At 36.8% G+C, this 19,789-nt stretch carries 20 protein-coding genes; 16 read left to right on the forward strand and 4 right to left on the reverse strand.

Features of this window, described 5'->3' with window-relative positions; genetic code table 11:
* Positions 1-54: 54 nt before the first annotated feature.
* Positions 55-945: a 3-hydroxybutyryl-CoA dehydrogenase gene (locus JL102_RS18935; RefSeq protein ID WP_202246028.1), complete on the reverse strand. Its 891-nt coding sequence runs from the start codon at positions 943-945 to the stop codon at positions 55-57.
* Between the two features lie 122 nt (positions 946-1,067).
* Between JL102_RS18935 and mscL the strand changes: the two genes are divergently transcribed.
* From mscL to JL102_RS18950, 3 genes are read left to right on the forward strand one after another with little or no spacing between them, the layout of a single operon-like run.
* Entirely contained in the window at positions 1,068-1,490 is a 423-nt protein-coding gene (gene mscL / locus JL102_RS18940; RefSeq protein WP_202246029.1) for a large-conductance mechanosensitive channel protein MscL, read from the forward strand.
* Between the two features lie 30 nt (positions 1,491-1,520).
* Positions 1,521-2,348: a CvfB family protein gene (locus JL102_RS18945; RefSeq protein WP_202246030.1), complete on the forward strand. Its 828-nt coding sequence runs from the start codon at positions 1,521-1,523 to the stop codon at positions 2,346-2,348.
* Entirely contained in the window at positions 2,345-2,734 is a 390-nt protein-coding gene (locus tag JL102_RS18950) for a hypothetical protein (protein ID WP_202246031.1), read from the forward strand. The genes JL102_RS18945 and JL102_RS18950 overlap by 4 nt, the downstream gene beginning before the upstream one ends.
* Here the strand turns inward: JL102_RS18950 and JL102_RS18955 are convergent.
* Entirely contained in the window at positions 2,727-3,155 is a 429-nt protein-coding gene (locus JL102_RS18955; protein ID WP_202246032.1) for an arsenate reductase family protein, read from the reverse strand. The two genes, JL102_RS18950 and JL102_RS18955, sit on opposite strands and share 8 nt — an antisense overlap.
* 69 nt (positions 3,156-3,224) lie before the next feature.
* A complete protein-coding gene (locus JL102_RS18960) occupies positions 3,225-3,593 on the reverse strand; it encodes a hypothetical protein (protein ID WP_202246033.1) in 369 nt (122 codons plus the stop codon).
* A gap of 169 nt (positions 3,594-3,762) precedes the next feature.
* On the opposite strand from JL102_RS18960, the gene JL102_RS18965 reads away from it, so the two are divergent.
* The 13 genes from JL102_RS18965 to JL102_RS19025 all read left to right on the forward strand — a co-directional run bounded on the left by JL102_RS18965 (position 3,763) and on the right by JL102_RS19025 (position 18,204).
* Positions 3,763-4,209 carry a hypothetical protein gene (locus tag JL102_RS18965; protein ID WP_202246034.1) on the forward strand — a complete coding sequence of 149 codons (447 nt, stop codon included), beginning with the start codon at positions 3,763-3,765 and terminating at the stop codon, positions 4,207-4,209.
* 170 nt (positions 4,210-4,379) lie between these two features.
* Positions 4,380-6,251 carry a DNA topoisomerase IV subunit B gene (locus JL102_RS18970; RefSeq protein ID WP_202246035.1) on the forward strand — a complete coding sequence of 624 codons (1,872 nt, stop codon included), beginning with the start codon at positions 4,380-4,382 and terminating at the stop codon, positions 6,249-6,251.
* Between the two features lie 69 nt (positions 6,252-6,320).
* On the forward strand, positions 6,321-6,953 hold the full coding sequence (locus JL102_RS18975) for a SatD family protein (RefSeq protein WP_202246036.1): 633 nt from the start codon (positions 6,321-6,323) through the stop codon (positions 6,951-6,953).
* 2 nt (positions 6,954-6,955) lie between these two features.
* Positions 6,956-7,288 (forward strand): hypothetical protein, encoded by a 333-nt coding sequence (locus JL102_RS18980; RefSeq protein WP_237390670.1) that lies wholly within the window; start codon positions 6,956-6,958, stop codon positions 7,286-7,288.
* A 19-nt stretch (positions 7,289-7,307) separates the two neighbouring features.
* Entirely contained in the window at positions 7,308-9,893 is a 2,586-nt protein-coding gene (locus JL102_RS18985; RefSeq protein WP_202246037.1) for a DNA gyrase/topoisomerase IV subunit A, read from the forward strand.
* A gap of 84 nt (positions 9,894-9,977) precedes the next feature.
* The gene (locus JL102_RS18990; protein ID WP_202246038.1) at positions 9,978-10,622 is read left to right on the forward strand and encodes a SanA/YdcF family protein; all 645 of its coding nucleotides are present in this window, start codon (positions 9,978-9,980) and stop codon (positions 10,620-10,622) included.
* A 79-nt stretch (positions 10,623-10,701) separates the two neighbouring features.
* Positions 10,702-13,170 (forward strand): DUF5686 and carboxypeptidase-like regulatory domain-containing protein, encoded by a 2,469-nt coding sequence (locus JL102_RS18995; RefSeq protein WP_202246039.1) that lies wholly within the window; start codon positions 10,702-10,704, stop codon positions 13,168-13,170.
* A 34-nt stretch (positions 13,171-13,204) separates the two neighbouring features.
* Positions 13,205-14,308 (forward strand): tetratricopeptide repeat protein, encoded by a 1,104-nt coding sequence (locus JL102_RS19000; protein WP_202246040.1) that lies wholly within the window; start codon positions 13,205-13,207, stop codon positions 14,306-14,308.
* A gap of 9 nt (positions 14,309-14,317) precedes the next feature.
* The gene (gene thrS / locus JL102_RS19005; protein WP_202246041.1) at positions 14,318-16,273 is read left to right on the forward strand and encodes a threonine--tRNA ligase; all 1,956 of its coding nucleotides are present in this window, start codon (positions 14,318-14,320) and stop codon (positions 16,271-16,273) included.
* Positions 16,274-16,352: 79 nt separating this feature from the next.
* Positions 16,353-16,910, forward strand: a complete 558-nt coding sequence (infC, locus tag JL102_RS19010; RefSeq protein WP_202246085.1) for a translation initiation factor IF-3 — start codon at positions 16,353-16,355, stop codon at positions 16,908-16,910.
* A gap of 38 nt (positions 16,911-16,948) precedes the next feature.
* A complete protein-coding gene (gene rpmI / locus JL102_RS19015) occupies positions 16,949-17,143 on the forward strand; it encodes a 50S ribosomal protein L35 (protein WP_202246042.1) in 195 nt (64 codons plus the stop codon).
* A 93-nt stretch (positions 17,144-17,236) separates the two neighbouring features.
* On the forward strand, positions 17,237-17,581 hold the full coding sequence (gene rplT, locus JL102_RS19020; RefSeq protein WP_202246043.1) for a 50S ribosomal protein L20: 345 nt from the start codon (positions 17,237-17,239) through the stop codon (positions 17,579-17,581).
* A 68-nt stretch (positions 17,582-17,649) separates the two neighbouring features.
* On the forward strand, positions 17,650-18,204 hold the full coding sequence (locus tag JL102_RS19025) for a hypothetical protein (RefSeq protein WP_202246044.1): 555 nt from the start codon (positions 17,650-17,652) through the stop codon (positions 18,202-18,204).
* 33 nt (positions 18,205-18,237) lie between these two features.
* On the opposite strand, the gene JL102_RS19030 is transcribed toward JL102_RS19025, so the two are convergent.
* Positions 18,238-19,776, reverse strand: coding sequence for a PorP/SprF family type IX secretion system membrane protein (locus JL102_RS19030; RefSeq protein WP_202246045.1), 1,539 nt, complete (start codon positions 19,774-19,776; stop codon positions 18,238-18,240).
* Positions 19,777-19,789 lie beyond the last annotated feature (13 nt).

Raw genomic sequence — 19,789 nt, forward strand, 5'->3', positions numbered from 1 at the left:
CAAGAGGCTGCTCATTAATGAGCAGCCTCTTGTGTTTTAATTGTTTTTTGCTTATTATTTTTGAAACCGATCAGCGACTATTAAATCTTTAGTGCCATGGCTCCATGAATAGAAGCCATTACCGGTTTTTACTCCTTTATGACCTGCCTGTACCATATTCACTAAAAGAGGGCACGGGGCATATTTCTGATTGCCCAGGCCTTCATATAACACGTTCAATATAGATAGGCAAACATCTAAACCTATAAAGTCAGCCAGCTGCAGAGGCCCCATGGGGTGAGCCATGCCTAGTTTCATAACGGTATCTATTTCTTCTACTCCCGCTACTCCTTCAAAAAGGCTATAAATGGCTTCATTAATCATAGGCATAAGTATTCTGTTGGCCACAAATCCAGGGTAGTCATTAACCTCTACAGGTACTTTTCCTAAAGTTTTGGACAGTTCCATTACAGTGGAGGTAGTCTCGTCAGAAGTGTTATAGCCTCTTATTACTTCTACCAATTTCATTACAGGCACCGGGTTCATAAAATGCATGCCTATTACTTTTTCCGACCTTGATGTAGAAGCAGCTATTTTAGTAATAGAGATAGAAGATGTGTTGGACGCTAAAATGGTGTTTGGATCACAGATAGCATCGAGATCTTTAAAAATCTTAAGTTTCAAGTCCGTGTTTTCCGTTGCAGCTTCTACTACAAGTTCAACCTCCTTTACGCCTTCCTTAGTATCAGTATATGTGGTTATATTTTGCAAGGTGTTATTCTTATCTTTTTCTGAGATTAACTCCTTTTTAATCTGTCGGTCTAGGTTTTTCTCTATAGTAGCAAGAGCCTTTTGAAGTGCATCTTCTGATAAATCAATAAGAGAAACACTAAAGCCATTCTGAGCAAATACATGGGCGATGCCATTACCCATGGTGCCAGAACCAATTACAGCAATTTTCTTCATGAGATTAATAGGGTTTTGAGTATTGTTATTGTCAAATATAGTAATGAAATTAAGTTCTTTCTCTTAAGCGAACAAATCTTAGTGATATAGGTTATTTGTTTCACTTTAAACTTGGTTGTAAAATGTTTACAGAATTTAAGAAATTTATCTCAAGGGGTAATGTAGTAGAGTTAGGAGTAGGGCTTATTCTTGCTACCTATTTTGGTGCTATAGTAAAATCATTTGTAGATGATATAGTTATGCCTCCTGTTGGTCAGCTCATAGCGGGTATTGATTTTTCAGAACTAAAGTATAAAATAGCAGAAAGAACGCTTGAAGATGGTTCGTCTCAACCTGTAACTATCAATTATGGGTTGTTTATAAACACGGTCATTACGTTTTTTATAGTAGCTCTGGCTGTATTTTTACTTACTAAGATTTATAATAATTTTTTGCAGAAAAAGAAGGCTGAACCTGCGGCAGCAGAGGCTGCGCCCACTAGTCAGGAGCAGCTTCTTATGGAAATAAGAGATGCAATAAGGGAGCAAAATAGAATTAAAGAGTAGTAGGATCAATCTTTTCTTTAGCTTTGCATTATGGAAATAGGTAAATTTTACGAATTAGAAGTAGTGAAGGAGCTGGACTTTGGTGTTTACCTTAAGTCTGATTTTGGGGAGATATTGCTGCCCACTAAATATGTTCCAGAGAGTGCTGCTATAGGAGATGTGCTCAATGTTTTTGTTCATAGAGATTCAGAAGACAGGCTACTAGCTACTACTTTGCGCCCTAAAGGTGTGCTTGGTGAATTTGTAGGATTAAAGGCCACTGATATCACCTATCATGGTGCTTTTATGGACTGGGGGCTTGAAAAAGATCTTTTTGTACCAAAAAGTGAACAGCATATTCCTTTTGTAGAAGGCAAGACTTATGTGGTGAGAATATGCATGGATTATAAGTCTGATAGGCTGGTTGGAGTTTCAAAAATTAATGCATTTTTGAAAGGTGAGCACGATGAAGACCTGCAGGAGGGTGATGAGGTAGATTTAATAATTTATAACCGCACTGATGTAGGATACGCTGCCGTCATCAATCAGAAATATAAAGGACTCATTTATGAAAATGAGGTTTTTGAACCTATGAGAATAGGAGATGCGAAAAAAGGCTATATTAAGAAGCTGCGAGAAGATGGCAAGATCGACTTAAGCTTGAGTGCAGAAGGAAAAAAAGCAATTGACCATAATAGTGAAGCGGTTCTAGAAGCACTGAAGAGCACTGATGGCTTTTTGCCTTATCATGATAAATCAGATGCTGATGACATCAAAGAGCAATTTAATATGAGTAAGAAAGCTTTTAAAAAGGCTATTGGTTCTCTTTATAAAGAAAGGCTTATTACCATAGAACAAGGTGGTATTAGACTTTCATGAAGGCGTTTGTTTGGGTACTGGGTATTTGCTTAGCAAGCCTGGCTGTCCTTTATGGTTTTAAAGAAGAGATCAGATTATGGCTCTTGCCCAATACTATTATTTTAAATAAGCGTGGTCCGGTTGATGCGAAGGGCTTGCGTATAGATTGGGCAAGTGAAGCAGCAAAAGACACTATTACTATATTTCTAGAAGGAATGGAAACACACGAACGCTATGAAGCAAAAGGGAGGAATGTGTTTCTGTTGTATTATGATGAAAAATTAGTTGGGGAATTTGAACAGTTTAAAATGTCTGCTAATACTCCCCATACTTATATTTTTTCCATCACAGCCAGAGAAGATTCTTTATTCACTGGCCTTAAAATTTTAGGCCCGGATATTAATTGACTACTCTCGGTTTTAAATGTGGAGGCACTTTAAATGATCCTCTACTATTTACATCTAATCTAAGTATATCAGTAGGTTTACGACATAGTATAGCTCTATCATGATAAACCGCAATAGGAGCCTTTAGCAAATAAGGGTTGTTGCAAAGCACCTCTAGCCACCCTGTCATAGTAAAAGTGTTACCTCTTACTTTGGCTTGATAGTTAGCATTAGACTTGTCCAATAGATCTTTTGGGCGTAAATCCAGCATATTCACTATTTCCTTCCATAAGGTTGTGGTTAGTTTTACAGTGGATAGGTTTAATTCATTGATATTATTAGAAACAGACCTGGCATAGGCCCTTGTTTGCTTACTTGTATTAGATGAATAATCGTAATAAATAAGCAGTAGCTCATTGGGGTGAAATTGGAAACTTCTCATATGTTCATGGGTTTGTGTATTAATAATATACAAATAATATCACCCCAAAACAAGAACAAGCGTTGGTAACTACTCCTTGTAGATCTGCACTTCTTTAGCCATACCAGTTGCATTAAACCGAATGCTTAGATATATATGCTGCTTGCTGGCAGCGGTGCAGTGCTCAGGATCGATAATCTCATAAATGAAAAACTTCTGGTTTCTTTTGTATAACTCGTTTTTATCAGGCTTGCCTAGTAAAGAGATCATTTCATCCTGGCTTAACCCTTTTAGTAGGTCTCTATGTTGTTCTAATGAATCAGTCATTTCTGCTCTTATCTTTTGGCAGCCATTAGTGTCTTGTTGCCAAAGGTTTTCATCAAAACCCGGGATATTTATTTGTTTAGAATTGCAGGCTGCTAATGCAATTAAAATGAAGCTTAATAGATATTTATTCATGTATTTTTCATTTGTGACAAAGTTACAGTGATATGGCGATCATTCACCATCAGGAGCCTAATAAAAAACAGTTATAGAGGAGAGATATAAAATTAGGTTTATTTGTAAGGGAAAATGGCTACTCATGTAGAAATAATAATCTAAATTCGCAGCCAAAGAGATTGTTGTTATGACGCGTTTGATAAAAGCAGGATGGTTCGTTTCCCTATTGGTGAGTTTGGCTGCACTATTGTATGTTTATGCTTCTATACCTGCAGAAGTAATTTATAGACTAGATAACTTCGGAAATCCTGTTGGGGAGATTTCCAGAGAAACTTTCTTTTATGTTTCTCTCATTATTCTTGTTATTGCCAATTTTTCACTCTATACAGTATCCAGATCATTACAGTATAAAGATGAGTCCATAAAGAATATTATGACCAGCTGGCAGTTGAGCTTTGCTGTTGTGCTTAATTTCTTTTTTATAATCGTATGGAACTTCATATCATTAGTTAATAGTGGTGAGCATTATGCTTATACTAACTCAGGCTACTTAATATATGTGGCCTTAGGGTTGATAGCCCTTTGGGTTATAGCTCTCCCTGTGATCTTGATTAAGAAAAAGATTTCATCTTAAATATTACTGCAGTTAAGTTTTTATAAGCTTCTGATTTTAAGTTTTTTATAGGGGTGTCTCTAGGCACTGGTTGAAGAGGTGCGTGTCACTTCTTTCTATTTGAACTCTTGAATAAATGTGAAATTTGGTGTTTATTCGCTAGATGTGTTAATGGATAATTAAAAGCAATAATGGCCGAGGAAAAGAAAATTGAATATACCGAAGACAGTATTAAGTCGCTTGATTGGAAAGAGCATATCAGGTTAAGACCTGGTATGTACATCGGAAAATTAGGTGATGGATCAGCTCAGGACGATGGTATTTATGTTCTGGTAAAAGAGGTAATAGATAACAGTATTGATGAGCATATGATGGGGTATGGTAAAACCATCGATGTGAAGATTACTGATCACCGTGTAGAGGTTCGGGATTATGGTCGAGGAATTCCACTGGGAAAAGTGGTAGACTGTGTGTCGAAGATAAATACCGGAGGTAAATATGATTCTGGTGCCTTCCAAAAGTCTGTAGGCCTAAACGGAGTGGGTACCAAAGCGGTGAACGCTTTGTCTGACTATTTTAAAGTACAGTCTTTCAGAGATGGAGAAACTAAAATAGCAGAGTTTAATAAAGGAGAGTTGGTACAGGAAGAGGAAGTGAAGAAAGCCAGTGGCCGTAATGGTACACTAATAGCTTTCGAACCTGATGCTTCCGTATTTAAAAATTTTCATTTCAGACCGTCTTATCTGAATGATCTTATTTGGAACTATGTTTTCTTAAATGCCGGGCTGACCATCAATTTTAATGGAGAGAAATTCCATTCAGAAAATGGTCTTAAAGACTTGTTAGAGAGAAAAACAGATACCGAAAATATAAGATACCCTATTATCCATTTGAAAGGTGAAGATATTGAATTAGCCTTAACACATAGTAATCAATATGGAGAAGAGTATTATAGCTTTGTAAACGGGCAGTATACTACTCAAGGAGGTACTCACTTGGCTGCGCTGAGAGAGGCCTTGGTGAAAACCGTAAGAGATTTTTACAAGAAGGATTTTGATGCTACTGATGTGCGAGCGTCAGTGGTAGGGGCTGTAGCTGTGAGGGTGCAGGAACCCGTTTTTGAATCTCAGACTAAAACCAAACTGGGGTCCCATAGTGTAGGCCCAGATGGTCCCACCATGCGTACTTTTGTGAATGATTTCATGAAAAATCAGTTAGACAACTATTTGCATAGAAATAGTGAAGTGGCTGATGCATTATTAAAAAGAATCTTACAGTCTGAGAGAGAGAGAAAAGAAATAGCGGGTATTAAGAAACTGGCTAATGATCGTGCTAAAAAAGCTAACCTGCACAATAAAAAACTGAGAGATTGTCGTCAACATTATAGCGATAAGAAGGGCGATAGGGTAGATGAAACTATGATCTTCATCACTGAGGGAGACTCGGCTAGTGGATCTATTACAAAATCAAGAGACGTTCAAACTCAGGCCGTATTTAGTTTGAGAGGTAAGCCTCTAAACTGTTTTAACCTCACCAAGAAGGTGGTGTATGAAAACGAAGAGTTTAACTTGCTGCAACATGCTTTGAATATCGAAGACGGAATTGAAAATCTTCGCTATAAAAAAATAGTTATTGCTACTGATGCGGATGTGGATGGAATGCACATTAGGTTGTTACTTTTAACCTTCTTCCTTCAGTTCTTTCCTGATCTTATTAAACAAGGGCATGTTTATATTTTAGATACGCCTCTTTTCAGAGTGCGAAATAAGAAAGAAACTATCTATTGCTATAGTGACGAGGAGAGAAGAGCAGCTATTTCTAAACTGGGTAGTAAAGCAGAAATCACACGATTTAAAGGACTCGGAGAGATTTCTCCGGATGAGTTTAAGGGTTTCATAGGAGAAGATATCAGGTTAGCTCCAATCCATTTGACCAAAGATACTACTATCAATCAGTTGCTTAAGTTTTATATGGGTAAGAATACCCCAGAGCGTCAGAATTTCATTGTAGATCGCTTGAGAGTGGAGAAAGATATTATTGAGGAAGGAAAGGAAGTTGCTTAGTTTTGTAAGAATAATGCAAAATTCTGATTTTTGTATTTTTATTGCAAAATAAGTATTATTGTAATATTAATGCAAAAAGAGAAGTATTATATTGTGATGGCTGACATTATTGATAGCTCTGACAAAGCCGGGGAATCATTAATGCAGCACTTTAAGGAGATGGTCGCTTCTGTCAATGAAGAGCTTAGTGAGAAGATTATTTCTCCGTTTACTATTACTTTGGGAGATGAGTTTCAGGGAATTGTAAATTCATTGCAGACAGCGGTAGAAGTGATCTTTCTTATGGATGAGATACTGCTAGAGGCAGAACAAGCCTATAAGCTGAGATTTGTAATTAATTTTGGCGTTATAGATACACCCATAAATAGACATCAGGCTTATGAAATGCTAGGTGATGGACTCACTGTGGCACGTCGTACTTTGGGGGAGTTAAAATCTGCAGAAAGCGATATTTTAGTTGCAGGCATAGATAAACGAGTGCAGGAGAACTTGAATATGGCATTTCAGCTGTATAGAATGATTTATGACGATTGGAACTCAAAAGATAGGCCTATTGCCAGGAGCTTTATGAAAGAGCCTGATTACAAGAAAGTAGCCGAAGCCTACAGTAAGGATATTTCCACCATGTGGCGAAGGCAGAAAAGTCTTAAAATTGATGAATTTAATATAGCACGGAAACTTATTCTTAATCTTAGCACATGAACATGACCCTGTTAATTATTCTTGTTATTGTTGGTTGTGAAGGGGTATCAGTTTTATTATTTTGGTTACTAGCCAAGATCAACCATAAAGGACATAGTAGTAATAAGGTGAATACAGGCAGTGTGGTTAAAGGAATGGCAGAGAGAGCATTTATTACCTTCACTATGATAAATGGAATAACGCAGTCTTTAACACTTTTTGCAGCTCTGAAAATAGCCACTCGTATTAAAGATGAAGAAAATAAGATTTCCAATGACTATTATTTATTAGGAAACCTTTTATCTATAACACTGGCAATAATATATAGCCAGTTGATTATAAAATATATTGGATGATAATTTTTTAAAATAACAAATGGCCGAGGAAAACGCTGAAAATAACGAACAAGAAAAAAATGATGATATCATACATGATATAACCCCGGTATCGGGTATGTATGAAAACTGGTTTTTAGATTATGCCTCTTATGTAATATTAGAAAGAGCCGTGCCTGCTATTGGCGACGGTTTTAAGCCTGTGCAACGCCGTATTATGCACGCCATGAAAGAAATGGATGACGGCAGATTTAACAAGGTGGCTAATGTTATAGGTAGCACTATGCAATTTCACCCTCATGGAGATGCTTCTATTGGGGATGCCATAGTTAATTTGGGACAGAAAGATCTTCTTATAGAAACACAAGGTAACTGGGGAGATATAAGAACAGGCGATAGTGCTGCAGCACCTCGTTATATTGAAGCCAGACTTTCTAAGTTCGCGCTGGACGTGGTGTATAACCCACAAACCACCGATTGGCAGCTATCATATGATGGCCGTAAGAAAGAACCTGTTACGCTCCCCGTAAAATTCCCTTTATTATTAGCCCAAGGAGTAGAAGGTATTGCTGTGGGGCTTTCTACAAAAATATTGCCTCATAACTTTTGCGAAATCATAAAAGCGGCCATTGATCATCTAAAAGGTAAAAACCCTTCGATATATCCAGATTTCCCAACCGGTGGTATGGCTGATTTCTCAGAGTATAATGAAGGAATGAGGGGAGGCAGAGTAAAAGTAAGGGCCAAAATAGAAGAGTATGATAAAAAGACTCTTATTATAAAAGATATACCTTTTGGTACTACTACTACCAGTCTTATAGACTCTATCATTAAGGCTAATGATAAAGGTAAAATAAAAGTAAAGCAGGTAATTGATAACACCGCTCAGGATGTAGAGATTTTAGTTTCTCTGGCTCCAGGGCAATCTCCTGATATTACTATCGATGCGCTTTATGCATTTACTGATTGCGAAAGTTCTATTTCGCCTAATGCTTGCGTTATCATCGATGATAAACCACATTTCATGTCAGTGAATGACATACTTAAGATCAATACCGATCAGACAGTAGATTTACTGACACAAGAGCTGGAAATTAAAAGAGGAGAGCTAAGAGAGAAAATACTCTTTTCTTCACTTGAGAAAATATTTATTGAGAACCGTATCTATAGAGATATTGAAGAATGCGAAACATGGGATGCGGTATTAGAAACTATAGATCAAGGACTTGAGCCTTTTAAACCTCAGTTTTATAGAGAAATAAACCAAGATGATATCATTAAGCTTACAGAAATTCGTATCAAGCGTATTTCTAAGTTTGACGCATTTAAGTCTGATGAGCTTTTGCGTAAGCTAGAAGAAGAGCTTAAAGAAACCGAATATCACCTGGCTAATATTATAGATTATGCCATCGCTTATTATTCTAATTTATTAAAAAAATATGGAGAAGGTAAGGAGCGAAAAACAGAAATCAAATCATTTGATGCGATTGATACTACCATTGTAGCGGCTAATAACCAGAAGCTTTATGTGAATAGGCAAGATGGTTTTGTGGGGTATGCTCTGAAGAAGGATGAGTTTGTATGTGAATGTTCGGACATAGATGATATTATTGTTATCAGAAGAGATGGCAAATGTGTGGTATCAAGAATAGCTGATAAGGTATTCATGGGTAAAGACATACTCCATGTAGGTATTTGGAAGAAGGGCGACGATAGGATGACCTATAACTTAGTTTACCTGGATGGTAAAAGCGGCCGCTCAATGATAAAAAGGTTTAATGTTACGGCTGTTACGCGTGATAAAGAATATGACCTTACTAAAAAGAATAAAGGATCTAAAGTACTTTATTTAACCGCTAACCCTAATGGAGAGGCCGAAGTGATTAATGTAAAACTTACTTCAGGTTCAAAGGCCAGAAAAAAAGTGTTCGATTTTGATTTCGCAGATATTGATATCAAAGGAAGAGGAGCAGGCGGTAATATACTTACCAGGTATCCTGTAAGAAAGATTGAGCTAAAATCTGAAGGGGTTTCTACACTTAGTGGTCTTGATATTTGGTATGATGAATCAGTTGGTCGCTTAAATAAGGATGAAAGAGGAATCCATATCGGTAATTTTAACGGAGATGATAACATCCTGGTGATTTATAAAGATGGTAGCTATGAGTTAACCAGTTACGAACTTACAAATCATTACGAAGGAGCCAAAGTGCAGCTGATAGAGCGTTTTGATCCTAAAAAGGTAGTTTCTGTGATCTATTATGATGGGGAAAGTAAGAATTACTACGTTAAACGATTCCAGATAGAAACTACTACTATTAATAAGAAGTTTAACTTTATAAGTGAAGCTGCAGGATCTAAGCTTTTAATAGCCTCTACTTTCGATAAAACTACCATAGAAGTAGAATTTATCAGAGGTAAAGGAAAAGATTCAGAATCAGAAGAATTAGCACTAGAAGAGCAAATCGATGTAAAAGGTTGGAAAGCTATGGGCAATAAATTGTCGCAGTTTACTGTTAAGAAGGTGAAGTTTATTGAAGGAGAAAATATTAAAAAGGAAGTAGCTGAAGATGATGAGGATGATGATGATACACATGGAGTAGGGGATACAATCGAATTGTTTTAAAATTCTGGATTTCAATATATTACATACTTAATCAAATGAGAAAAATACTCCTGCAACGGCTTGTAGGAGTATTGCCGTTTTTGGATGAACATACTAAAGTCTTTTTTAAAAGTTTTTGCATTTTTATTTATATTTCTTCTGTTAATAGTACTAGTTACCAATTTATGGATTTACTTTGCTACTAAAGATCAGATATATACAGATATGCAGGATCTTCCCACTGAAGATGTGGGTTTGGTATTGGGCACAAGTAATTACCTAATGAATGGAGATCCTAATCCATTCTTTAGGGAAAGAATGAAGACCGCAGCCAAGCTCTATAAAATAGGGAAGATAAAACATATATTGGTAAGTGGGGACAATAGGAGTAGGTATTATAATGAGCCTATAAAAATGAGGAGGGCGTTAATAAAGCTGGGAGTACCAGCAGACGCTATTACTCTTGATTATGCAGGTCTAAGAACGTTAGATTCAATAGTGAGATGTAAGAAAATTTTCGGTCAGGATCATATTATTATAATTACTCAGTCTTTTCATGGGTTACGTGCACTGTTTATCAGTAATTATTATGATATTGAGGCAGTAGTAATGGGAGCTGATAATATTTCTATTTCCATGATGAATGTGAAGATGAGAGAGTACCTGGCCAGAACTTTAGCTGTATGGGATCTTTATATTGTTAAGAAAGAGCCTAAGTTTTTGGGTGAAAAAGAAACCTTGAACTTCTAATTGAGGTTCAAATATTATTTTATTAAACTTTACTTGATTGAAAAAGAAAGTTAATTTTTTTAGTCGGTGTCTAGTGTTAATGCTAGTTTTTGCACCTTTTATTCAAGTCTTTGCGCAGAAAACGGTAGTGTCTGGTAAAATTACAGATGCTGGGTCTGGAGATCCTATTCCTTTTGCTAATGTTATGTTTAAAGGAACAGACATAGGTACCACAACCAGTTTTGAAGGTCAGTATACTATAGAAACTTCTAAAAGGGTAGATTCTTTGGTAGTATCTTATATTGGCTATATTACTAAAACTAAGGCAGTAAGTAATACCGTGCAAAAGCTCGATTTTCAGCTTGAAGAAAATGTAGTGAATTTACAGGAAGTAGTTTTTGTAGCAGGAGAGAACCCTGCTTATGAAATTATGAGAAATGTAATACGTAATAAAGATAAGAACGATAAGCGCTCTTTGGATGCCTATGAGTATGAAACCTACTCTAAAACAGAGGTAGATGTAGATAACATTACTGATAAGTTCAAGAAGCGTAAAATCATGCAAAAGATCATCAGTGTTATGGACAGCGTAGAGCGCATGGCGGGAGAAGATGGTCAACCTATTTTGCCTATTTTTATTTCCGAATCATTGTCTAAAACCTATTATAGAAACAATCCGAAACTGAAGTATGAAAATATTCTTAAGACCAAAATTACCGGTGTAGGCATCGAAGATGGTACGCTGGTATCTCAGTTTATAGGAAGCTCGTTTCAAGAATATAATTTTTATCAAAACTGGCTCAATATCGTAAGTAAAGAGTTCGTATCTCCTATGGCTGATGGGTGGCGACTGTATTATGATTATGACCTTACTGATAGTGCATATGTAGATAGTGACTTTTGCTATAGGTTAGATTTCTTCCCAAAAAGCGAACAGGATTTGGCTTTTAAAGGTACTATGTGGATTACCAAGAAGGATTATGCTTTAAAACAGATGGATGCCACAGTAACTCAAACCGCTAATCTTAACTACATTGAGAAGATAAAAATTCAGCAGGAGTTGGCACCTACTAAAGCCGGCCCATGGATTCCTGTGAAAAACCGTGTGCTTCTGGATATAGGAGAGGTTACCGAAAATATGGCTGGTGTGTTGGCTAAATTCTATACCAGTAACAGGAATATTATGGTAGATGACCCTAAAGATCAAACCTTTTATGCCCAGCCGATTAAGATCGAGGAAGATTTTAATATTAATAATGGTAATGATTTTTGGAATGAGCACAGGCATGAACCACTATCATCTACTGAGCTGAATGTCTATAAAATGATCGATACGCTGAAAAGCATCCCAGTGGTAAAAACCTACACTGAGATTCTCAAAGTGGCTATTAATGGATATAAAAAGGTAGGTAAGTTAGATATTGGACCATACTTAAATTTGTATGCTAACAACACAGTGGAAGGCCATAGATTTCAATTAGGATTCAGAACTAATATTGACTTTAGTGACAAGTGGGTACTGGGAGGCAGGTTGGCATATGGTACTGAAGATGAGCAATTTAAATACCAGGCCTTTGTGGAGAATATTATAGATCGGCGTAAGTGGACAACCATAAGAGCTGAGTATACTAAAGATATAGATCAAGTAGGGCTGGCAGCAGAAGATCTTATGGGTAATTATATCTTTCTTGCAGCTACCAAATTTGGCAAACTCATAAGACCTTATAGATATGAGCAAGCTAAGTTAAGTGCTCAACGTGAGTTATTTAAAGGGTTCACTCCAAAGCTAGTATTTAATTATAAAACATTTAATCCACTTTATAATTTTGCTTATTACACACAGCCTGGGCCAGATGCTCCTTTAGCCACTGCATTTAAAACTTCTGAGGCCATCGTAGAGGCTAGATACGCAAAGGATGAAGTATTTGTACAGGACGATAATAACCGTATAAGCCTAGGAACTTTAAAATGGCCTATTTTTACCATGAGATATACCCGTGGTTTGAAAGGTGTTCTAGGCAGTGATTTTAATTATAATAAGCTGGGGCTGAATGTTTTTAATGACTTAAAAATGGGCTTTTTTGGTACCAGTACCATATCAATTACAGGTGAACATGTGTTTGAGAGCTTACCATATCCCTTGTTAAAAGCACATGTAGGTAACGAATCTATTTTTTATACCAACGCTGCTTTTAACCTCATGAACTATTCAGAGTTTGTGAGTGATACTTATGTTTCTCTTAATTATAATCATTATTTTCAAGGGTTTATACTTAATAGAGTTCCTTTAATGCGTAAACTGAAATGGCGTTTACTTGCCACCGCTAATGTTATTTACGGTCAGCTGAGTGATAAAAATTTAGCTCTTATACCTCCTAATACAATTACAGGTGAAGAGATGCCACCAATACACTCGTTTCAAAAGAACAAGCCTTATGTAGAGGTAGGCTATGGTGTGGAAAATATATTTAAAATTATAAGGGTAGACTTTTTACACCGTCTCAATTACTTAGATAATCCTGATGTCTCAAATTTTGGTGTAAAGATTAGTTTTCAGTTTATATTATAATAGTTATAACTTTACGAAAGTGAAACTATACCAAATGCGAATTTTACTCATTTTTATTCCCTTAATAACAATAAGCTCTTGCGTAAAGTATTCCAGAGACCCTATGGAAACTTTGGAGATGAAAGTGGATACTGATCAAACGCTGGAATATTTACAAGATTTGGAGTCTGATTATGCTAGTGAGCCTCAGCTTTATTATCAGTTGGCCAGAACATATTACCAAAAAGGCAACTATGCTGCAGCAGATAATAATATAAAAAAGGCGATTAATCTGGCTGAAGGAAACCCAGACTACTACTACCTGGAAGGTAAAGTGCAGCAGAAACTTAATCACTCCAATAGAGCTATAAAATCATTACTAACAGCGGAAGCCTTAGGCATGAAGAGTTTTGATTTATACCGTATTTTAGCTACAGAATACCTTAATGAATCACAGGTGGATAAAGCGAAAGCCTCTGTAGAAAGACTTTTGCAATTAGAACAAACAGGAGAGGGATATCGGCTAAAAGGAGATGTGATGCTGGTAATGAATGATACAACGGATGCCATTGAAAATTATGATAAAGCACTGAAGTTAAATAGTAAGGAAACGGCTTCTCATTTGAGGTTGTATGATATTTACGCCCGGCAGCAGTTATATGATAAGGCCGAGTATCATATCGATAAGTTACTGCAGATTTCACCTAAAAAGACAGCCTACATTGAAAATAAAGCCTATCTATTGAGTAATACCGATAGGCTGGATACCGCTAAGTTACTTTATAAGACATTGGTAGAAGAGAGGGGAGAATTAAAAGATCTTTATAATCTAGCTAATACCTTTTATAAAATGAGAGAATATGATTCTGCACAGCTAGTGTCTAACAAGGCTTATGAAGAAGATAATAGCTTTTTAGCTGCCCGATTGATCACAGCTCGCTCTTTGGATAAGCAGAGACAGTATCAATTAGCGATACAAACTTATGAAGAAATACTAGCAAAAGACTCTACTAATAATTTAGCACAGACGGAATTGGAGGTTTTGCGAAGAAAAGTTGCATATTTGTGGCGTTTGCAGCAGGAGAAGCAGTCTCAGGAAGAAACCGGCGATAATCCTCCTGCAGCCGTAGAGAAAAAAGAGGTTACAATAGAAGAATAATTATAAAGTATGATTAAGATCACATTACCTGACGGCTCAGTTAGGGAATATGAAAAAGGAGTAACAGGTTATGACGTCGCCATGAGCATTAGCGAAGGGTTAGCCAGAAATGTGCTTTCAGCTAAAGTGAATGGAGAAGTATGGGATGCCAGCAGACCTATAGAAGAGGATGCTACGGTGCAACTTTTAACTTGGAATGACGATGAAGGAAAATCTACTTTCTGGCATTCTTCTGCTCACTTATTGGCAGAAGCACTGGAAGAGCTATATCCCGGCGTAAAGTTCGGTATAGGCCCTCCTATAGCTAATGGCTTCTATTATGATATAGACTTGGGAGACCGTGTTCTTGGAGAAGACGATTTACCGGAGATTGAAAAGAAAATGAGTGAACTGGCTAAAAACAAAAGTCAGTTTATCCGTAAGGACATCAGTAAAGACGATGCCATACAATATTTTAAAGAAAAAGGTGATGAGTACAAACTTGAGCTGATTGAAGGGCTTGAGGATGGTAAAATTACTTTTTATGAGCAAGGTAACTTTGTAGATCTATGTAGAGGACCACACGTACCTCATACAGGTATTATCAAAGCTATTAAGCTTATGAACGTGGCTGGAGCGTATTGGAGAGGAGATGAGAAAAGAAAGCAGCTTACACGTATTTATGGTATTACTTTCCCTAAACAGAAAGAGCTAAAAGAATACTTAGAGCTGCTTGAAGAAGCTAAAAAGAGAGATCACCGTAAACTCGGTAAGGAACTGGAGCTATTTACCTTCTCTGAAAAGGTAGGTATGGGGCTACCTCTATGGTTGCCAAAAGGTACTCTCTTAAGAGAGAGGCTTGAGAATTTCTTAAGAAAAGCTCAGATTAAAGCAGGGTATGAGCCTGTAGTTACGCCTCATATTGGTTCTAAGCAGTTATATGTTACCTCGGGTCACTATGAAAAATATGGAGAGGATTCATTTCAGCCTATAAAGACTCCTAATGAAAACGAAGAGTTTTTGTTAAAACCTATGAATTGTCCTCATCACTGTGAAATCTATAACTCTAAACCACGATCTTACAAAGACTTACCTGTGAGATTAGCAGAATTTGGTACGGTATATAGATATGAGCAGAGCGGTGAATTACATGGTTTAACCAGGGTAAGAGGCTTTACTCAAGATGATGCTCACATTTTCTGCCGGCCAGACCAGGTAAAAGAAGAGTTTGTAAAAGTGATTGACCTTGTGCTTTATGTGTTTAAGGCTTTAGGTTTTAACGATTATACCGCACAGGTTTCATTAAGAGATCCTGAAAACAAAGCTAAGTATATAGGAAAAGACGAGCTTTGGGAGAAGGCCGAACGAGAAATACAAGAGGCTGCAGATGAGCGCGGCCTTACCACTATAAGAGAAACCGGAGAAGCTGCCTTCTACGGACCTAAGCTAGACTTTATGGTAAAGGATGCTTTAGGTAGAAGCTGGCAACTAGGAACTATACAGGTAGATTATAATTTACCTGAGAGATTTGATTTGGAATACACAGGATCTGATAATCAGAAGCACAGACCTGTGATGATTCACAGAGCACCATTTGGGTCTCTGGAGCGATTTGTGGCAGTATTGATAGAGCACTGTGGTGGGAATTTCCCATTGTGGTTAGCTCCTGATCAAATAGCTGTATTACCAATAAGTGAAAAATATCATCAGTACGCTGAGGAAATATATACAAAATTGGGAGAAAAAGACATAAGAGGTTATATTGATAACAGAGATGAAAAAATAGGTAGAAAAATTCGAGATGCCGAGGTGAAGAAAGTGCCCTTTATGCTCATAGTAGGAGATAAAGAGCAGGAAGATAACCAAGTGGCAATAAGAAGACACGGTAAAGGTGATCTTGGAAGTATGTCTTTATATGATTTTGTTAAACATTTTCATAGTGAGAGTAGTTTAACAGAAGAAGAAGGTGCTAAATTTAATGTTTAAGTACAGTTCACCTTTGAAAAATTAAATTATATATCGATATTTGCAACCTGTTTTTCCCAATTAAAATAAGGAGGTCAACATTAGTAAACAAAAATTTCAAAGAAGGGGCTATCGAGGGAGAGTAGAAGAGCCCTACAAAGTAAACTCGAAAATCCACGCATCTCAAGTGCGAGTTGTGGGCGACAATGTGAAGGTAGATGTCTACCCCATTGAGCAAGCCCTGAAAATGGCTCGTGAGCAAAATCTTGATTTAGTGGAGATTTCACCAAAGGCCGACCCTCCGGTTTGTAAAATTATAGACTACTCTAAATTCAAATACGAACAAAAGAAAAAACAGAAAGAGATCAAGGCGAAAGCTCAGAAAACTGTGGTTAAAGAAATTCGTTTTGGTCCTAACACTGAAGAGCATGATTTTAACTTTAAGCTGAATCACGCTCAGAAGTTTTTAAAGGAAGGTGCTAAAGTGAAAGCTTATGTACACTTCGTGGGAAGAACAATCGTGTTTAAGGAAAGAGGAGAAATTTTACTCTTAAGGTTTGCTCAAGCTTTAGAAGATTATGGTAAAGTAGAGCAAATGCCGAAGCTGGAAGGTAAGCGTATGACTATGTTCATCGCAGCTAAGGCAGGGAAGAAATAGAATTAAAGAGATACAGATCTGATAAATTATATATTAAAATGCCTAAAGTAAAAGTTAAATCAGGAGCTAAGAAGAGATTCAAGCTTACAGGAACTGGCAAAATTAAAAGAAAACATGCTTTTAAAAGCCACATCCTGACCAAGAAGGAAACGAAACAGAAGAGAAGTTTGACTAACATGGCTCTTGTTCATAAGTCAGATGAGAACAATGTTAAAGCAATGCTTAACATCTAGTCATTAAGACTTCAGGTTTTAAATTATTCACCAGGTTTATGGCTTTAAAGTACTTGCGAAAGTAGGACGCCCTGAACCAAAAACATTTAAGAAATGCCAAGATCAGTAAATCACGTTGCCTCGAAGGCAAGAAGAAAAAAAATACTTAAAGCTGCTAAAGGTTTCTTTGGTAGAAAGAAAAATGTATGGACAGTAGCTAAAAACGCTGTCGAAAAAGGTTGGACTTACGCTTACCGCGATAGAAAAGCTAAGAAAAGAGATTTTAGAAAACTTTGGATTCAAAGAATTAATGCCGGAGCAAGATTGCACGGCATGTCTTACTCTCAATTTATGGGTGCTGTTAAAAAAGCAAACATTGATCTTAACAGAAAGGTGTTAGCTGATTTAGCTATGAACCACCCTGAAGCTTTTGAAGCTATCGTAAACAAAGTAAAATAAGTCCTAACCAGCAGATCTGTATTGAAAACCTGACCAATTTGGTCGGGTTTTTTTATGCCTTATAATTCATGATTAAGAAACTAGAAATAATTTTTGTGGTACTGTTCCTACATGGAATATTACTTCGCTTCATATCTTTAGAATGGAGTAATGAGCTGATAATAGTGTCTGGCATTATGTTATTTGTTATTTATTTACTCTTTGGTTTTTCAATTTTCACCAATGTGTCTCCTAAATCAATATTTAAAGGTGGGTTTAAAGGAACACCAGTTTGGCAAATTGTCATTTCAATTTGGTCGGGTCTGGTCATGGTTGTGTCAATGTCTGGTCTTTTGTTCAGGGTGCTGTTGCTCACAGGTGCCGATGAAATGTTGATCTTGGCTGTGATGTCTGTGAGTGTTACTACCATATTTGTGGCGCTAATGATGTTGTTTAAAAAGCAATATCTTGATCCTTTTTATACTCGATTTTTTAAAAGAATGATTCCTGCTTTGATATTCTCTTTAATTTTTGTGGGTATATCTAGTGCTGACTTATACTATATTTATACTAAAGATAATCCCGAGGAAGCTGAAAGGATAAAGCAAAAAATGGAAAGAAGAGAAGCCGAAAGAAACAGATAACTAGCTATGGCTTCTCTTCTTTTAAGGTGAATTTTATTGATTTCTTAACTCAAATTCTACTCTTCTATTTACTTCTCTGCCTGATTCTGTGTCATTACTGGCTATGGGTAAGGTTTCTCCTTTGCCTACGGTTCTTATTCGCTCTTTATCTACACCTCTGTCAGATAGGTACTTGCGCACAATTTCAGCTCGCTTAATCGAAAGCTCCTGATTATAAGGTGCTTCACCCAGATTACATGTATGTCCTGTAAGAGTAATATCAAATTGAGGGTATTTTTTTACAATTGAATACACTTGGTCTAAAAATGCCTTTGACTCTTGATCCAGGTCATCTGAGTCAAGCTCAAATCTTACTGTTCGTGCCATAACCTTTTTCTCTTCAGAAGTAAGCACTTCGTCTGGAGTTAATGGGCGATCAGGTTTACTTTCTGCGGGTTCTTCTTTGATGATGGCAGCCTCAGCTTCCTCCTCCTCAATCTCTTCTTCCTCTTCTTGTATTTCACTTTCTTCTTGTATCTGTTCCGCCTCACGTTCTTGTTCTTCTTCTAATGCTTCTTGCGTAGACTCCGTTTCTTCAACCATTTCAGTAGTCTTTGAGTAAGTTCTACGTTGCTTCTTTTTTAGACGTAAAGCAAAAGCAAGTTCAAAAATTCCGTTTTGTCCTGCGCTTAAATCGGTACTTATAGGTAAGTCATAAGAGAGGCCAATGGTAATGTTTGGCTGTTCGTAGGCTATTGAAAATACTGTTAGGTCATTAGTGTTATACCATAGGCCTAGTTCTATCTTTTTCTGACCTTCTTCTGTTCGATCTAGCTCATATCCGAACCTAGACCCTATGTTGAAATAATTATTGCCTGCTTGATTGATCCATCTGAGGTTAGGCAGAACGGAGAACTTTTCTCCCTGATATACTTGGTATCCTGCTGTGGCTTTTAGGCTAAGTGGGAGCTTATCTTTATTATCTTCTATAAGTGATATATTAGGCTCTATAGCATTAAACATGGCAGCACCAAGGAAAGCTTTTTCTCTACCGAAGTCATCTAAAACAAGATAGTGTATGCCACCACTAAGAGTAGGATATGAAGTCGTTTGGTTCAATACTCCATCAGATGAAGAAATATTTGGATCAAATACTCCATTTTCAAATTGGTCATCTGTAACGAAATTACCATCGGTTTTCCTGCTGAAATATCCACCCTGTATGCCAAGGCTTAACTCAGAATGCTCCGAAACACGGATGCTGTACGCAACTCCCAGCAATCCACCGTTAGTATTTAAAAAATCAGAAGCTTTGTCGTGTAAAAAGCTCCCAGCTAATACCAAACGATGATTCCCAATTAATATCGGGTAATAAAGAGATAAAGAGGAAGCGCTGAAATTATCACCAGCCTCTATATTTTGATTTCTATAGTTAAGCATGGCTCTCACATCCTGCTCTGTTCCTATTTGCCCAGGGTTAGTGAAAAATGGAGTGTAATGAAACATTGAATAATTGGCTTCTTGAGCGAATGTTTCCAATACGATGAATGATATTAATAGAAAAAATAGGAATGATTTTTTAAAATTGATCATGACTGTATTTTTT

It is taken from the genome of Fulvivirga sediminis, from assembly GCF_016757215.1.
GTDB lineage: Bacteria > Bacteroidota > Bacteroidia > Cytophagales > Cyclobacteriaceae > Fulvivirga > Fulvivirga sediminis.

Bases quoted from the DNA above. Each gene is read 5' to 3' on its own strand.
- JL102_RS18935 (WP_202246028.1), bottom strand. From the start codon at position 945: ATGAAGAAAATTGCTGTAATTGGTTCTGGCACCATGGGTAATGGCATC.
- mscL (WP_202246029.1), top strand. From the start codon at position 1,068: ATGTTTACAGAATTTAAGAAATTTATCTCAAGGGGTAATGTAGTAGAG.
- JL102_RS18945 (WP_202246030.1), top strand. From the start codon at position 1,521: ATGGAAATAGGTAAATTTTACGAATTAGAAGTAGTGAAGGAGCTGGAC.
- JL102_RS18950 (WP_202246031.1), top strand. From the start codon at position 2,345: ATGAAGGCGTTTGTTTGGGTACTGGGTATTTGCTTAGCAAGCCTGGCT.
- JL102_RS18955 (WP_202246032.1), bottom strand. From the start codon at position 3,155: ATGAGAAGTTTCCAATTTCACCCCAATGAGCTACTGCTTATTTATTAC.
- JL102_RS18960 (WP_202246033.1), bottom strand. From the start codon at position 3,593: ATGAATAAATATCTATTAAGCTTCATTTTAATTGCATTAGCAGCCTGC.
- JL102_RS18965 (WP_202246034.1), top strand. From the start codon at position 3,763: ATGACGCGTTTGATAAAAGCAGGATGGTTCGTTTCCCTATTGGTGAGT.
- JL102_RS18970 (WP_202246035.1), top strand. From the start codon at position 4,380: ATGGCCGAGGAAAAGAAAATTGAATATACCGAAGACAGTATTAAGTCG.
- JL102_RS18975 (WP_202246036.1), top strand. From the start codon at position 6,321: ATGCAAAAAGAGAAGTATTATATTGTGATGGCTGACATTATTGATAGC.
- JL102_RS18980 (WP_237390670.1), top strand. From the start codon at position 6,956: ATGACCCTGTTAATTATTCTTGTTATTGTTGGTTGTGAAGGGGTATCA.
- JL102_RS18985 (WP_202246037.1), top strand. From the start codon at position 7,308: ATGGCCGAGGAAAACGCTGAAAATAACGAACAAGAAAAAAATGATGAT.
- JL102_RS18990 (WP_202246038.1), top strand. From the start codon at position 9,978: ATGAACATACTAAAGTCTTTTTTAAAAGTTTTTGCATTTTTATTTATA.
- JL102_RS18995 (WP_202246039.1), top strand. From the start codon at position 10,702: ATGCTAGTTTTTGCACCTTTTATTCAAGTCTTTGCGCAGAAAACGGTA.
- JL102_RS19000 (WP_202246040.1), top strand. From the start codon at position 13,205: ATGCGAATTTTACTCATTTTTATTCCCTTAATAACAATAAGCTCTTGC.
- thrS (WP_202246041.1), top strand. From the start codon at position 14,318: ATGATTAAGATCACATTACCTGACGGCTCAGTTAGGGAATATGAAAAA.
- rpmI (WP_202246042.1), top strand. From the start codon at position 16,949: ATGCCTAAAGTAAAAGTTAAATCAGGAGCTAAGAAGAGATTCAAGCTT.
- rplT (WP_202246043.1), top strand. From the start codon at position 17,237: ATGCCAAGATCAGTAAATCACGTTGCCTCGAAGGCAAGAAGAAAAAAA.
- JL102_RS19025 (WP_202246044.1), top strand. From the start codon at position 17,650: ATGATTAAGAAACTAGAAATAATTTTTGTGGTACTGTTCCTACATGGA.
- JL102_RS19030 (WP_202246045.1), bottom strand. From the start codon at position 19,776: ATGATCAATTTTAAAAAATCATTCCTATTTTTTCTATTAATATCATTC.